The following is a 16,094-nucleotide window of genomic DNA, read 5'->3' on the forward strand; positions in this document are numbered from 1 at the left end:
AGTAGAAGCAACTCGTCATCTACCTATTATTTTTATGAAAAATGCCAAATCTATGATCCCGCTGACAGACGTCGTTTTGATTGGCGCGGGTATTATGAGTGCTACTTTGGGTACGATGCTCAAAAATCTACAGCCTGGTTTTACAATTGATGTAATTGAACGTCTGGATGAAGTTGGTGCAGAAAGCTCTTTTGCCATGAATAATGCAGGCACGGGACATTCCGCGTTTTGCGAACTGAACTACACACCCCAACAAACAGACGGATCGGTGGATATAACAAAGGCAATCAAAATTGCCGAACAATTTGAAATCTCGAAACAATTCTGGTCGTTTCTGATAGAAAGTGGATTAATAAATTCACCTGAAGAGTTTATCAGGAAAGTGCCGCATATGAGTTTTGTTTGGGGTTCAAACAATGTAAATTTCTTGAAGGCCCGCTACGATGCCTTAACCGGGCATCATTTTTTTAATAAAATGAAGTATTGCGAAGATCCAACGCTTTTAAGGGAATGGATACCGCTTGTTATGGGCGGCCGTGATAATAATGAGAAAGTTGCTGCTACTAAGATGGATCTGGGAACGGATATAAATTTCGGCGCCCTGACCAACAACTTAATTGAATCTTTAACGGCACAAAACGGAGTTAAATTGAGTTTGAATAGCGAGGTTACAGAAATTGAACGCCGTAATGCTAATTGGCTCATCACCGTTAAGGATCGAAAGACCGGAGTTAATAAACTTTTCCTAAGTAAATTTGTTTTCATCGGTGCGGGAGGTGGTTCTCTGCCGCTGTTGCAAAAATCAGGCATTCCTGAAAGTAAGGGCTTCGGTGGATTTCCCGTTAGTGGTGAGTGGCTGGTTTGTTATAATCCTTCAGTAATTCAACAGCACACGGTTAAAGTATATGGGAAGGCTGAAGTAGGTTCCCCGCCGATGTCGGTGCCTCATTTGGATAGCAGGCTTATCAACGGCCAACGCAAATTGCTATTTGGTCCATACGCTGGATTCTCTACTAAGTTTCTCAAAAAAGGCTCATTCCTGGATTTATTTAAGTCGATAAAATGGAATAATATATATCCATTAGTGAGAGCAGGCCTGGATAATATTCCGCTGACAAGGTATCTCATCAATCAGGTAAAACTATCTCCTGATGACCGCCTTGCGGCGTTGAAAAGTTATTATCCGGAGGCGAAATTGACCGATTGGAAGCTTGAAGTTGCCGGTCAGCGTGTTCAGGTAATTAAAAAGCACCCTACGCACGGCGGTGTCCTGGAATTTGGGACAGAAGTCGTGGTGTCCCGGGATGGGAGTATCGCAGCTTTGTTGGGTGCTTCGCCTGGTGCTTCAACGTCGGTTTCCATTATGCTTGATCTTATTGAACGCTGTTTTACATCCCAGGTGCAAAGCGAAGCCTGGCAAATGAAATTGAAAAATATGATACCATCCTACGGAAAAAATTTGGCGAAGGATGCAGAGCTTGCAGGAAAAATACGATTATACACTACCGAAGTGTTAGGCATTGGTTAGGGTTATATGATGTTCGTCCGATGAGCGCTCTCGTCTGTTAAATAAAGAATCGGATAGAAGAGGCAGAAAGTAATGTTCCCGGAAAGATATATGGTATTCAGGCACAGAAGTCGAAAAGATTGACGGCTAAAAATCTGAAAAGTGTATTAATACCGGTTTAGTAGCGTTAGATATTACGTTACCTAACCGGATTAAAAACATCTAAATAAAATTAAAATGGCAACTAAAATTGTAACGAAATTCACAATCGGAACTGAAGAGGGCATTAATGCCTTATTTTTTCTGACTGCGGCAACCGCAAGAGAGCAGTTTGCCGGAAAGATTCCTGATCAGGAGCTTGAAGATTACATCGATGTAAATTTTAATAAAGATGCATTGATGGTGGAACTAAATAGTATGTCCAATCAGTACTTGATCGTTTACGCAGACGATGAACCTGCTGGGTATGCCAGGGTAACATCCAAAGGAGAAAGACCGCACTTTTTTGATAACAAAACTTTAGTAAGAATAGCTGATTTTGGGGTATTAGCTAAGTATAACGACCCTTTAATTAGTAAATCGCTATTTGAAAAATGTCTTTCGATATCAACTATGCAGCAAGTGATTTGGATGAGCGAATACGAAAATAATCCTTATTTGGATTTTTTCGAAAGCTATGGATTCAAACGAAACGTTGATATCACTGCTCCGCATGAATTGTCACTCCAGCCTGTTTATCTTGTTAAAGAGAAGGCTTGAATTTAAGCGTGCAATTCAGGGGACATTAATCTTGCGGCATAAAGCTTGATCCTTGCAATCAGAATGATTGGTCAATTGTAATAAATAATAGTATTATCTCACTCCCCTTATATTAAACCGCAAGGTTCATCTGGTTCCTTTTAGTATATGTTTGATATATAAATACCAGCACTACCAGTACCAGTATTATTGCTACTATTATCGCAATAAACATGAAAGAGGCCCGGTTGGTTAAGAGCTGGCTTTGGATGGTTAACGCTTTGGCTAATGATATATTAGCTGCAACAGCAGCCTGATCGGCGCTAAATCCTTTTGACAGGAATAGCTGTTTGAAAGCTGCCAGTCTTTCAGATACCTGCTGGTCAACGCCAGTCAAGTGGTTTAAAAAGCTTTCTTTATATAACTGGTTGTAGTAAAGCTGGATGTTATAAAAACCTGCACCTGCATTAAGCAAGGAAGCAAAACGGGTAAAAGCGGCAGCTGCAAGCCCGGTTACACCGGCGGTAACAGGTATTGAACTCAATGTAAATATCATAATGGGCACAAATAGCAATCCTGAAGCTGCGCCCTGGAAAAACATTGGCAACACCAGATCTAAAAATGATAAGTCGGGTGTAAATATAAAGTACATCCATAACTGGTATAATAGTAACATGCCAAAACCAGCCATTAAAAAATACATAGCCGTATTTTTATGACGCACCAGAATGACTGCCGAAATTACCATGAATATTATCAAGCCCGCGATATTACTTAAACCCAGTAAGGCCACTTCAATTGGACTCCATTGCAATACAGAAGCAGTATAACCAAAAATAATATTTATAGTTTCCTTTGATCCATAGTATATGGCAAGGAGTATTAACCCTATCCAAAAATTTCTATATTTAAAAACAGTGATATCGGCATGTGGCCTTTTTACTATGGATTCGCGTACTAGGTAAGCTATGGAGGCTATTACTGTAATAAAAGCAGCAAGATTAATTCGAGGGTCCGAAAACCAATAGTACTTTGACCCGTAAATAATGGTGTAAGCAAAAGCAACTGCACCGGTAATAAAAAACACCACACCTGTCCAGTCTATTTGATATAAAGGGTAAGGTTTGATATTTGATTTTGCGTTCAATACTACTCTTATCAAAATTAAAACAAACACCTGGAATATGATGAGGTAATTATATATGATTTTAAAATCGGCATTGAGTGATATATTGGCAGCCACAATGCCAATTAGCACACTGCTGCTTAACACTGTACCATAAAAAACGGTTGGCCCTACAGCCTGGCGATATTCTGGTTTTAAAAAGCTGGGGATTAAAACCAATATACTACCCGAGAGTATACAGATCATGACACCTTGCAAAAACCTGATGATAAAAAACAGGGTGATATTGGTAGTATACATACAAACAATGCTGAGTATGATACCAATAAATATATTTATAGTAAGATAATCCCTTATTTCAAAGAACCTTAAAAACCTGAACTGAACAGGCAGCGTTACTATAATGCCTATATAAGTTAATTGTATGGCAAAAATGATATCTTCTGGTTGTGCTCCTAAGTAAGCGATAACATAATTTTGGCTAAAGCCAAGTGCTGCAAACTGCACCACTCCTGAAAGCAGTATTATAAACAATACGATGATACCCCCAAGGTTCCAGCTGGCCAGCCAGGGCTTAAAATAGGTTGGCGTGTTCATATTGTTTTCTTTTTAACAGACACTAAAACGTTCATACCCGCTTTTATAGGTGTTACATTGGTATCTATAAATCTGATTTTTACGGGCACGCGCTGAACAATTTTTACAAAGTTGCCAGTAGCATTATCAGGAGGCAGTAGGGAGAATTTTGCGCCCGTTGATGCGGAGATGGCTTCAATTTCACCTTTATAAACTTTATCATCAATAGCATCAATCCTTATTTCAACCGGCTGCCCTACGTACATGCCGTATACTTGTGTTTCCTTAAAGTTGGCTGTAACCCATTTATCTTTTTCATTTACTATGGATACCAGCGGCTGTCCGGGCTGTATCTGCTGGCCTTCCAATATAGTTTTACGCCCTAAACGACCAGCATAAGGAGCAGTGATGATCGTATAATCTAAATTTATACGTGCAAGCTCCAGCTCAGCTGTCTTTCTTTTTAAGTCTGCAGCCAGCAGGGATTTACGCGATTGTAATTCGGTTATTTTAGCATAACTGGTTTTAAGGTTGTTTTGAGTGGCACTATAATCGCTTAAAGAAACGTCATAGCGTGATTGAACAGATTCCAGATCGGCGCCGGTAATGGCTTCTTCTTTCATCAGGGTTTTATAGCGTTTAATATCTTTTTGCTGCAATACAAGGCGAGCCATTGCGCCGGCTATCTGATCCTTATTCACCAATGTACTTGTTTGTGCCGATGCTATGCTTGCGGTTAGCACACCAAGTTGCGCATGAGCATCATCTACTGCGGCTTCGGCTTCTATTACACGCTGACGGTATTCCCTGGCGTCCAATACTACCAGGGTATCGCCTGCTTTAACTAACTGGTGTTCATTGAAGCGAACGCTTTTAATAAAGCCGCCTACTCTTGCAGATACCGGATTGATGTATGATTCTACCTGGGCATCATTCGTCTCGAGATACCTGCTCCCAGTTAAAAAATAATTGATAAAGTATACAACGGCTGCAATCACAACTAATAAAGCCAGTATGGATAAAATTAAATTTCCCGGATGACGCTTTTTATTTGCTGAAGTTTCCATGACATATAATTTTGTTGGGATTGGTGAGTTTTTACAAGTTTCCTGATGTATATAATAGCCTGTAATAAATAAACTGTGCGTTGGTTTGTGCCTGTACCAGGTTATAGCGTGTTTCTTCGTATAAATTGTCGGCATCAAGCAGGTCGGTAAGTAAGGCCAGCTGATTAAAATACTTGGCGCTTACTATTTTATAATTAACCCTTGCCTGTTCTATTGATTTTTCGGTTACGATAATGCGGTTAAGCGCTTCCTTGTATTTTATGAGCAAGCTCGCGGCCTCCTGGCGTACGTTATCGTTGATGTTCTGCTTAATATATTGCAGCTCTTGCAACCTGATACGGCTCGCGGCTTTTTTGTACTTGTTTTGGTAAGTGGATGATATATTGTACTGAACCCGCACTCCTACAAAACCAATTGAGTATGCCTGGTCAACAGGAGGGTAGAATATATTATTAGGATAATTGATGCCGTAAGCAGAATATAATGACAAGGTAGGAAAAAAGCCACTTTTTACCTCCCTGATCCTGGCATCCTGAATTTTGATATTCTCATTGGCTTTGAGTATGGCGTAGGCATCTTTTGAGGCGCCCAATACTATGGGTATTAAGCTTTCGGTAGCCGGCTTTGGCATAGCAGCCGAATCCAGGGGAACTACTTTAGTAGAGTCGGATAAACTGAGCAATACGTTTAATTTTTGATTGGCTATTTCCAAATCATTTTCAGCTTGTTCAAGGTTGAGCTTTACGGCCGATAAATTCAGTTCGGCACGCAACACGTCACTCCGGGTTACTTTTTGGTTGTTATATAAGGCTGTGATATTTCTTAAACGGGTTTCGGCGCGAACCACCTGTTCTTTGATAAATCTCTTCTGGTCATTTAACCTTACCATATCAAGGTATTGAGATACCACCTGCAAACCAACATTGCCGGTTTGTTCCTGTGTATTTACAGTCGCGAGGTCTTTTTTGCCACTTTGCTCAGCTTCGTAGGCTTTTTGACGGCCGCCAGCATAAAGATTAAAATTAGCGGATAAACTTGCATCGGCTCCATTGGAGGTTGGGTATTTGGGTACAGATTTAGCGGGGTTAAGTCCGTGATATAAAGTAAGACTTGTATAACGCTGATAATTAGCACCGGCAAAAATGGATGGAAACGCATTATTCTTCGCATCCTTCAGATCGGAATAACTGGCGCTTTCTTCACTTTGAGCGGCCTTAACCAAATTATTATTACTTTTTGAGATATTGATAGCCTGTTGTAATGAAAGCGGGTAAACATTACCAGAGTCGGTATTTACCTGGGCATTTGAAGCGAGTTGCAAAGCAAGAATCAGTAAAAAAGAAATTCCTGTTAGCTTCATAATAAGCTTAATAGTAATTATTCTCATGACGTTGTTATTAAATGGCATTGGCTGTTGTTTCCCGGTTTATAGATAAACAGCTTATTTCTTTAATATCTCGTACAATTAACGTCTGATCTGATTTAAGTCTGGGGGCGCTTTACCAGGGAGACGGTAACTGTTCCATTTTTGAGCTTACTACCACAATTGGGGGTCACAAGTCTTGATCCATTCCTTATACCCGGCACGTTTAACGCGGATTCTGAGCCATTCCTGTGGTGCAACGGACCTGGTTTATTTCTCACGTCTGCAAAAAAATTGGCACATTAGTTACATCGTATACTTATTGGTCCGCTTATATAAAATGAAATCTGTGTTTTAGTTTTTAGTATTGAACAATTTAAGGAAAAATTACTGTATCGCAGGCTTAAAGAAGAAAATTATTACGGGCAACAAGCTTTTTGATTTAAAATTGGCCCTGAAACTTTTTAACACATCGGCGATTTGTTAAAAGGTTTCAGGGTAATGAAGATCAAAAGTATCACTGTTAATATTTAAGGACTCTGGAAATTCCTGATAAATCGAAAACATTAGGTTTATGGAGAACTGGCTTTTTAATTTTATTTTCGACAAAAAATAATGCTAAATGAAAGAACAACTGCTTAATGTAATTAAAGCCCTGAAAGAAAATTCAATGATATTTAATGAAGTTATTGGATTTATAGATACCTACTATCAACATCAACCTACCGCATTTAATAATGGCGATGTCTATAATGAGGCGACGCAAAATCAAGGCAGCGCGAAGGTTTTCGCTTTCGCCCAACTTCATCACTTAAGTGCAGCAGATACCCTTTACTTATTTGCAGAACATTACCGGGCGGTATTGGCTCATCCCCAGGCAACGGATCATCAAAATATCAGGCAGTTTATGGCTCATGGATGGCCGGGGGTAGTTTTTGAAGGCGAGGCTTTGATTAGAAAATAATAAAACAGACTGATTTTCAAAAATACTGCCGGTTGGTGGTAAACTGACTTTGAAATACTACTAAATAGATCCTGAATCTATTTAGTAGTAAAGGAGATATTGCTAAATTAGCGGTAATGACAGACCTGAACGAATATGAGTGCGAAATGCTGGATACCCTGCTGGAGGCCTTTGGTATACCAGACAGCCTTACGCGCGTGCAATTGCTGGCACTTTTTGATCAGGATGAAGCCTCGGCTTTTGCCATGGTACAGGCGCTGACTAGGGAAGGACTAATTGCCGAATCAGGCAAACACGGGGATTATGAACTTCCTGAGAAACTCATTTTAAAGCCAAAGGGAGAAAAATTCCTCAAAGAAGGTGGCTTTACGCGGCGCTACCAGTTAGCGCAGCAAAAGCCGGTTGAAGTTGGTGGTACACTGGCCAAATTGCAGCAACAGAACCTTCGGCTGCAAAATGAAAAACTTGCTAACCAAACGGAAATCAGCAATCTTCAGAAAAAGATCAATGCACTGCAAATACGGCAATATATCTACTGGGCGCTGCTCCTTATCGTATTGATCATTGGGTACTTCATAGGTCACGCCGATAAAAACTAAAACCAGTCGTGCTGGTCATTGCCGGGCTGGCAAATCAAAGTGCTCAAACTTCTAAACGGCACAAGCCTAAACAGAACAAATATCTGTCGAGCTGTTTACTGATTTACCAGTAATCCTGACGTGAATTTTTAATTGTCAGTGGGTTATAGGCCATAGAAAGCACTAATCAGATAATTTTTTAGATAAAGAAAAATAAAAAAAGTACCTTTCAATCTGTCATTGCAAGTTTTACTATCCGGAGGACACTGGAAGGAAAATGACGTTTGAAAAGTTTGTCGTCCTGAGGAACGAAGGATCTATTCGCAGACTGTACAGGTCGAAGAAGCATAGCGGAGAGTAGATCCTTCACTGTCGTTCAGGATGACAAAAGCTTTTTTAGTAAACGAGTCATCGCAAGTGTATATGAGAGTTTGGAACAAAAAAATGTTAAAATAAAATATGAAAAACTTATCAATGTTCGGCAATAAGGCAATTTGCCGTTTTTTTCAGATTCAAATTGTCCTGTTCTTATTTGTTTTTTCTGTAGTTAAGGTGTCAGCTGGTGAAACAGAACCAACGAAAGACCCCGATGTGATTGGCCGGTGGGATCTCACTATCAGCAAAGCTGGTAAAAGTTTACCTTCCTGGTTAGAGGTGCAAAAATCAGGTACCCATACGCTGATTGGGCGTTTTGTGTATGCTTTTGGAAGCGCACGCCCTATTTCAGAAGTTAAGCCTAATGATGGTAAATATAGTTTTTCTATTCCTCCGCAATGGGAAGAAGGGAACAGGAACATGGATTTTCAATTTGAAGTTAGCGGCGATAAAATCAAAGGCACCATGGTTTATACTGATGGAGTGACCTATGAATTTACGGGCGTCCGTGCGCCACTACTTATCAGGTCTAAAAGCCCGGTTTGGGGTGCGCCAGTGAAATTGTTTAATGGAAAAGATGTTAAGGGGTGGCATACCGACGGCAAGAATCAATGGATTGCAGAGGGTGGGATTTTGAGAAGCCCTCATTCGGGCGCTAACCTGATAACAGATAGAAATTTTACTGATTTTAAATTACATATTGAATTTAGGTACCCGCAGGGAAGCAACAGCGGCGTTTACCTAAGGGGCCGGTATGAGTTACAGATCATCGATACAAAAAGTGGCGATCCTGAGCCTATCAATAACCAGTTCAGCTCAATCTATGGCTTCCTGCCGCCAAATAAAATGATGGCGAAAAATCCGGGTGAGTGGCAATATTATGATATCACATTGGTTGGCAGAATGATAACTATTATAGCTAACGGAAAAACTGTAATCTGCGATCAGGTAATCCCCGGCATAACCGGCGGGGCGATAAACAGCCAGGAAGGCGAGCCCGGCCCGATATTGATCCAGGGAGATCATGGGCCGATTGATTACAGGAATATTGTAATAACAACGGCGAAGTAACGAAATGATTGGAATAACGTTTGCATAGCTGGAATTATGGAAACGTTATTTCAAATTTCACTGCATGTCAAAAATGCCTCAGGATTTGAAACCTACGGTACTTTCTACATGCGCACCGTTACCAACACAAGGCCCCCAATAATGTATCCAAATCATTACAAAACATTTTAGCGCGATGGACTATTTTTGCATTAGTTAAATCACGCAACTAAAGTGAAAAGGTATAAGCAAACCATACAGCAATATATAGTACTATCGCTTTTAGTGATATACCAGGTTATTGGTTTGGTTCATATTGCTTACCTCCCGCGACAAAATGATGCGAGGGCCCCGCACTCGTCTTCTGCCATAGATTTTCTTCATAAAAACAGTAATAGCAACTTACCGCGGGTTCAGTTTCAAAGGAGCTTTTATTCTTTTGAAAGTAGAAAGGATTTAACAACCCCGACCAAGATCCTGGTCCTGTTTTTCGCGTTCCTGCTTATTGGGGGCGCAGCTTTGATCCCTGCAAAAAGGCCGGATGGCACTTTGGCTGCGGTATATTCACATACGCCCTCTTCTTATCTCAACCTGCGCACGCTCAGGATTTGAGTTTACTCGTCTTTTGAATTTGCTGATCGGTTACTTAACTGCGTCAGTAAATGTCGCGTCGATCTCATTGCCTTTTACCGGCCATTAGATTCTCGATGCTCTCAAATTTCATTTTCTTCTTAAAAATTTAATCAGAATGACTGTTAAACGTCATTCATCATAACATCAACCTGTTTTGCCATGACGCGCATACCAATAAATATTTATGGCTTAAGGCCGTTTTTATTTGCAGGCTTACTTTCTTTATCATTAACCGCTGCCGCGCAAAATAATAAGAAGAAGCAATTTCCTGTACCTGAAAATGTACCTGACACCAGTACCGTCGGTTTCCTCATAATGCCTAACGCTACCGATGCAGGAAAAAACGGCGGGGAGTATTTAACACTCAAACAATGTATTGATTACGCTTTGGTACATCAGCCGGCTTTAAACAAAGCCCTGATCAATGTAGATATTGCTCACACTACCAACAGCATCAATCTGGCAGCCTGGTTGCCGCAGGTTAACGCTAATGGAAATGTTGTACACTATATACAGCAGTCTAATGCAAATATTTCTACCAATACCGGCACAACCACGGGTACCGGCTCTACTAATACGGTTCGTAGCAGCTTCACCAATACTTTTATCCCGGAGCTGGCAGTATCGCAGGCCATTTTAAGTCCAGGCCTTTTATATGCGGCTAAAAGTGCACCCTTATTAGTAAAGCAGGCACAACAGGTTACCGATAGCACCAAAATATACCTGTTTTCGGCGGTAAGCAAATCCTTTTATAATGTGCTGCTCACCTTGCAACAGATCAATGTTTTAAAGGAAGATACCGCCCGGCTTGGCAAAAACCTGCGCGATACCTATCACCAATACAAAGGTGGTATTGTGGACGAAACCGATTACCTGCAGGCCACCATTACCCTTAATAATTCGGTAGCCCAGTTAAAGCAGGCCAATGAAAACATCATCCCACAATACGCGGCCTTAAAACAGCTAATGGGTTACGAACCAGAAAAGGATTTTAATGTGAGCATAGATACCGCCCAAATGATGGCCGATATTCAAATTGATACTACACGCCAGTTACAATACGAAAAGCGCATTGAGTACCGCCAGGTTGAAACCCGGAAGGATTTGCAGCAACAGCTTACCAATTATTACAAGTATGCTTACCTGCCAACGGTGTCTGGGTTTTTTAATTACAGCTTGCAATATGCTAATAACAATTTTTCAAACCTGCTATCAAAATCGTACCCCAGCTCCATTGTAGGTGTATCGCTTAGCATCCCCATATTTACTGGGTTGGCAAGGGTGCATAATGTACACAAATCGCAATTACAGGAGCAACTGATTCATTGGGATGAGGTCGACCTAAAATCGCAACTGTATAAGGAATATACAACGGGGCTGGCCGGTTACAAAAGTAACCTGTTCAGTTTTAATGTTCAACGCAAAAATGTGGCTATGGCCCGGCGTGTTTACTTCGTTGTAAACCTGCAATACAAACAGGGCATCGTAGCTTATCTTAACGTGATCACCGCGGAATCAAACCTGATAACGGCCGAAATCAATTACACTAACTCGCTTTTCCAACTGCTATCAAGCAAAATTGACCTGGAGAAAGCGATGGGAGATATCACCTATTAATACTAAAAACAAACTCCATGAAGCGCGTATTTTTAAATGCCATTTTTATAAGTATCGTAATTTTTGCCGCCTGCAAAAAAAAGCAACCGCCCGAAAATAACGAAGTACCCGTAAACCTGTATAAGGTGAAAGCACAACGGGTTTTGTATTATGATAAGTACCCATCTACAACGGCGGCCCTTAGCCAGGTAACCTTGCTGCCACAAGTACAAGGAGCTATTACAGGCATATTTTTTACCGAAGGAACCGAGGTGAAAAAAGGGCAAAAGTTATATGAAATTGACAGGCGGATTTACCAGGACAGTTATGATGCCGCTGTAGCCAATCGTAAAGTTAATGAAGGCACCCTTTTGCAAGCTCAGCAGGATGCCGACCGCTATGAGTATCTGAATAAATATAACGCTGTGGCCAAGCAGCTTTATGACCATGCCATCATCACCCTTGATAATGCTAAAAGCCAGGTAAAATCGGCCGATCAGGCTGTGAAAACTGCTAAGACCAATTTAAACTACGCGGAGGTATACGCCCCGTTTGATGGTACTATTGGCTTTAGCCAGGTAAAATTGGGTAATGTGGTTACAGCAGGAACTACCGTGCTAAATACCATATCAACTAACGATCCTATGGCTGTTGATTTTGTGATCAACGAAAAGCAGTTGCCCAAATTTGAGCGCCTGCAGCAAAGCAAGCATGAGCCAACCGATTCGCTTTTCACCATTTTACTGGCAGATAATTCGCTATACCCGGTGAACGGTAAAATAGCTGTTATTGACAGGGCAGTAAACTCACAAACGGGAGCGATTACCATAAGGCTGGTGTTCCCCAATCCTAAAGGGATGTTAAGGGTAGGCATGAGCTGCGTGGTACGGGTACACAACCAGGAGCCGGGGCCGCAAATAGTGGTGCCGGGCAAGGCGGTTGTTGAGCAAATGGGCGAATACTTTGTGTACACCGCCAAAGACAGCCTGATGAATAACCCTAAAGCAGGTGCCGATTCTGCCAAAAACAAGATCAAAAAACTGGTGGCATTTCAGAAAAAGGTACAGGTTGGCGAAACCATTGGCCCCAACATGATCATCAAAAGCGGTATCGACGATGGTGAACGTGTTATTGTTGACGGCGTGCAATTGCTGCATGATGGCTCAAAAATAACCACTGCCAATAAGGTAGGGCCATCTACCGGTGGTAAAGCCCGTTAGTGGTAACGTTAAAGCACAAACAAAAAATTTTAGACGAAGACATCCTATGATCGCTAATACTTTTATAAAAAGACCTGTAACGGCCATCGTGATATCTATTGTATTGATCATTACCGGTACCGTGAGTATCCTCATGTTACCGATAGATCAGTATCCCGATATTACGCCGCCTATTGTACAGGTTAACGGCCAGTTTACCGGTGCCGATGCGCAAACGGTTGAACAAACCGTAGCCACGCCCATTGAAGAGCAGGTGAACGGAACGCCGGGCATGGAATACATGCAAAGCAACAATACCAATAACGGGCAAATGAGCATGAACGTAACCTTTAAAATGGGTACGGATATAGATGTTGCCGCGCTTGATGTTCAAAACAGGGTTAGTATTGCAACCCCGTTGTTGCCTGCCGTAGTAAGCAGGCTTGGGCTAACTGTACGCGCTGTAAACCCAAGCATGCTGATGATGGTGGCTATTTACGCGCCCAAAGGCACACACAACATTACCTTTTTAGATAACTATACCAATATATTTATACAGGACGCGCTATTGCGTGTGCCGGGCGTAGGCAGCATTAACCGCTTTACGGATGATTTTAGTATGCGCATCTGGATGAACCCGGATAAAATGGCTGCTTACAGTTTAACCCCATCTGATGTAATTGCCGCGCTCAACGCCCAAAACGTGCAGGTAGCAGCGGGTACGGCAGGTGTGCCACCGCAGGCTTCCAGCCAAACCTATGAGCTGGGTATCCTGGTAAATGGGCGGTTGAGCAAAGTATCAGAATTTGAAAAGGTGATTGTAAAAACCATCCCGGCTACCGGGCAGCTGGTTTATTTGAAAGATGTTGCACGGGTTGAGTTGGGCAAGTTCACCTTCTCCAGTAACTCCTTTGTTGATGGGCATAAGGCATCCTACCTGCAAATTTACCAGGCACCGGGTAGCAACGCGCTTGAAACGGCCAATGGCGTATACGCTGCCCTTGCCAAATTAAAAACAAACTTTCCATCTGATGTGCAATACCGGGTTCCGTTTGAGTCGGTTACGGTGGTTAAGGTTTCTATGGAAGATGTGGTGGGGACTTTATTGAAAACGCTGGGCCTGGTTGCTGTGGTGGTATTTCTGTTCCTGCAAAACTGGCGGTCAACGCTCATTCCGGTTCTGGCTATCCCGGTATCTATTTTTGGTACGTTTTGCTTTTTTATACCGCTGGGCTTTACTATCAATACCCTAACCATGTTTGGTTTTGTGTTGGCGATAGGTATTGTGGTTGATGATGCCATTATTGTGGTGGAGGCGGTACAGCATTATATCGATCACGAAGGGATGTCGGCCAAAGAAGCTACCTACCAGGCCATGAAAGATATATCTGCACCGGTAATCGCTATCGCGCTGATATTGGCAGCGGTATTTGTGCCGGTAGGCTTTATCCCCGGCATTGTTGGGCGTTTATACCAGCAGTTTGCTATTACCATTGCTATCTCGGTGATCATATCAGCGTTTATCGCTTTATCATTAACACCTGCATTGTGTACGCTGTTATTAAAACCATCACATATTGATGCTGACGCAAAGGGTATCAACAAGTTGTTTTTCAAATTCAACAGCTGGTTTCAACGGGTAACTGACAGGTATACCGAGGGGGTTAAAAAAAGCATCAAAGCATCCCGTTTTATCGTGATCCTGCTGGTGTGTATTTGCGTAGCCACGTTCTTTTTGTTCCAGCATAAACCATCGGGCTTTATCCCTTCAGAGGATGACGGCAATCTATATGTCACCTTCCAGTTACCGCCTGCATCTTCCACAGCGCGGTCGGTTGAGGTGATGTCGAAACTGATGAAGGTTATCGGCTCAACACCGGGGGTGGCCCATTACGCGGCGCTATCGGGCTTAAATGTGGTAACCAACGCCAGCAACTCCAATAACGGCACCATCTATTGCCAGCTTGCCCCCTGGGATGAACGCAGTAAAACAACCGAACAGGTACCGGGCATCATAGGCGAACTGCAAAAACGGATTACCGATGCCTGGATACGGGATGCCAATGTAGAAGTTATCCAACCTTCGCCATTACCGGGTATTGGTACAACTGTGGGTTTTAGCTTACAGATAGAACAGCGCAGCTCGACAGATAATTTGCAGGACTTTCAAAAAGTGGTTGATAAATTTGTGACTGAGGCCAATAAAAACCCGGTAATATCAAAAGCCTTCACCTTTTATACTTCACACACCCCAAACTACAGTTTAACGGTTGATCGCGAGAAATGCGAAAAACTGGGCGTAAACGTGGCAGATGTGTTTACAACAATACAAGCCTACATGGGTAGCTTGTACATTAACGATTTTACCACTTATAACCGCACCTTCCACGTAGTAGTACAGGCAGATACGGCTTTCCGTAAAGTGGTTGCCAATATGGATAAATACTATGTGCGTAACCAGGCCGGCGATATGGTACCCCTGGGTACACTGATGAGTTATAAACCGGTTGATGCGCCACCACTTATTTCTCACTTTAATATTTTCCGTACTGCTGAGGTGGATGGATCAGCGGCTGAAGGTCATAGCAGCGGCGAGGCCATAGCAGCCATGCAGGAGTTAGCTAAGAGAGTTTTACCGGAGGGATATGATTATGAGTTTTCGGGCCTGAGCTATGAAGAGATTAAGGCTGGGTCAACAACCATTTACATCTTTATGTTCTCCATCACCTTCGTATTCTTGTTCCTCGCAGCATTGTATGAAAGCTGGTCGGTACCATTCTCGGTACTTTTAGCTGTACCGATAGGGGCCATGGGAGCTATATTGGCATTGGTGCTGGTACCAAGCTTAACCAATAACGTGTACGCGCAAATCGGGTTGATCACGCTCATCGGGCTTGCGGCCAAAAACGCCATCCTGATTGTAGAGTTTGCCAAAGTAAGGGTAGATATGGGCGAGGAGCTCATCAAATCAACCCTTGAAGCGGTAAGCCTCCGTCTAAGGCCCATCATCATGACCTCTCTTGCATTTGTTCTGGGCGTACTGCCGTTGGTGCTGGCAACAGGCGCAGGCGCGGTAGCCCGCAGGACTATAGGTTTCACTGTATTAGGCGGTATGATAGCGGCATCAACACTGGCTATTTTCATTGTGCCGGTATTGTTTGTACTAATCACCCGCTTTTCATACGGTAAAGAGAAACTGGAATATCTGCAGGCCCATAAAGAAGATCTGGCAGAGAAAGCTAAAAAGGTGGAAGCTCAAAACATCGATCCCGAACTGGAATATGAGATTGAAAAATCCCGTGCATTACATAAAGCTAACTAA

At 42.3% G+C, this 16,094-nt stretch carries 12 protein-coding genes; 9 read left to right on the plus strand and 3 right to left on the minus strand.

The window, feature by feature from the left end:
* The first annotated feature begins 34 nt into the window (after window positions 1-34).
* Both mqo and AC1DYB_RS03805 read left to right on the plus strand, forming a co-directional pair.
* Complete coding sequence (mqo, locus tag AC1DYB_RS03800) at window positions 35-1,528, plus strand: malate dehydrogenase (quinone) (RefSeq protein WP_477432555.1); 1,494 nt, start codon at window positions 35-37, stop codon at window positions 1,526-1,528.
* A gap of 216 nt (window positions 1,529-1,744) precedes the next feature.
* Entirely contained in the window at window positions 1,745-2,266 is a 522-nt protein-coding gene (locus AC1DYB_RS03805) for an N-acetyltransferase (protein WP_477432557.1), read from the plus strand.
* A gap of 112 nt (window positions 2,267-2,378) precedes the next feature.
* Here AC1DYB_RS03805 and AC1DYB_RS03810 read toward each other — a convergent pair whose 3' ends face one another.
* Genes AC1DYB_RS03810 through AC1DYB_RS03820 form a run of 3 tightly spaced genes read right to left on the minus strand, consistent with a single transcriptional unit; the run spans window position 2,379 to window position 6,401 of the window.
* Window positions 2,379-3,968 (minus strand): efflux MFS transporter permease, encoded by a 1,590-nt coding sequence (locus AC1DYB_RS03810; RefSeq protein ID WP_477432559.1) that lies wholly within the window; start codon window positions 3,966-3,968, stop codon window positions 2,379-2,381.
* Window positions 3,965-5,014: an HlyD family secretion protein gene (locus AC1DYB_RS03815; RefSeq protein ID WP_295711839.1), complete on the minus strand. Its 1,050-nt coding sequence runs from the start codon at window positions 5,012-5,014 to the stop codon at window positions 3,965-3,967. Before AC1DYB_RS03815 ends, AC1DYB_RS03810 begins: the two co-directional genes overlap by 4 nt.
* 31 nt (window positions 5,015-5,045) lie before the next feature.
* Entirely contained in the window at window positions 5,046-6,401 is a 1,356-nt protein-coding gene (locus tag AC1DYB_RS03820) for a TolC family protein (protein ID WP_477432562.1), read from the minus strand.
* A gap of 598 nt (window positions 6,402-6,999) precedes the next feature.
* Between AC1DYB_RS03820 and AC1DYB_RS03825 the strand changes: the two genes are divergently transcribed.
* From AC1DYB_RS03825 to AC1DYB_RS03855, 7 genes are all read left to right on the plus strand, one after another.
* Window positions 7,000-7,341 (plus strand): HopJ type III effector protein, encoded by a 342-nt coding sequence (locus AC1DYB_RS03825; protein ID WP_477432564.1) that lies wholly within the window; start codon window positions 7,000-7,002, stop codon window positions 7,339-7,341.
* 116 nt (window positions 7,342-7,457) lie between these two features.
* Window positions 7,458-7,940: a hypothetical protein gene (locus tag AC1DYB_RS03830; RefSeq protein ID WP_477432566.1), complete on the plus strand. Its 483-nt coding sequence runs from the start codon at window positions 7,458-7,460 to the stop codon at window positions 7,938-7,940.
* Between the two features lie 438 nt (window positions 7,941-8,378).
* Window positions 8,379-9,365: a 3-keto-disaccharide hydrolase gene (locus tag AC1DYB_RS03835; RefSeq protein WP_477432568.1), complete on the plus strand. Its 987-nt coding sequence runs from the start codon at window positions 8,379-8,381 to the stop codon at window positions 9,363-9,365.
* A 213-nt stretch (window positions 9,366-9,578) separates the two neighbouring features.
* Window positions 9,579-9,956 carry a hypothetical protein gene (locus AC1DYB_RS03840; RefSeq protein WP_295711847.1) on the plus strand — a complete coding sequence of 126 codons (378 nt, stop codon included), beginning with the start codon at window positions 9,579-9,581 and terminating at the stop codon, window positions 9,954-9,956.
* Between the two features lie 180 nt (window positions 9,957-10,136).
* Window positions 10,137-11,594, plus strand: a complete 1,458-nt coding sequence (locus AC1DYB_RS03845) for a TolC family protein (protein WP_477432570.1) — start codon at window positions 10,137-10,139, stop codon at window positions 11,592-11,594.
* 17 nt (window positions 11,595-11,611) lie between these two features.
* A complete protein-coding gene (locus tag AC1DYB_RS03850; RefSeq protein WP_477432572.1) occupies window positions 11,612-12,793 on the plus strand; it encodes an efflux RND transporter periplasmic adaptor subunit in 1,182 nt (393 codons plus the stop codon).
* Between the two features lie 46 nt (window positions 12,794-12,839).
* A complete protein-coding gene (locus AC1DYB_RS03855) occupies window positions 12,840-16,094 on the plus strand; it encodes an efflux RND transporter permease subunit (RefSeq protein ID WP_477432574.1) in 3,255 nt (1,084 codons plus the stop codon).

The sequence above is a fragment of the Mucilaginibacter sp. P2_A4 genome, from assembly GCF_056405015.1.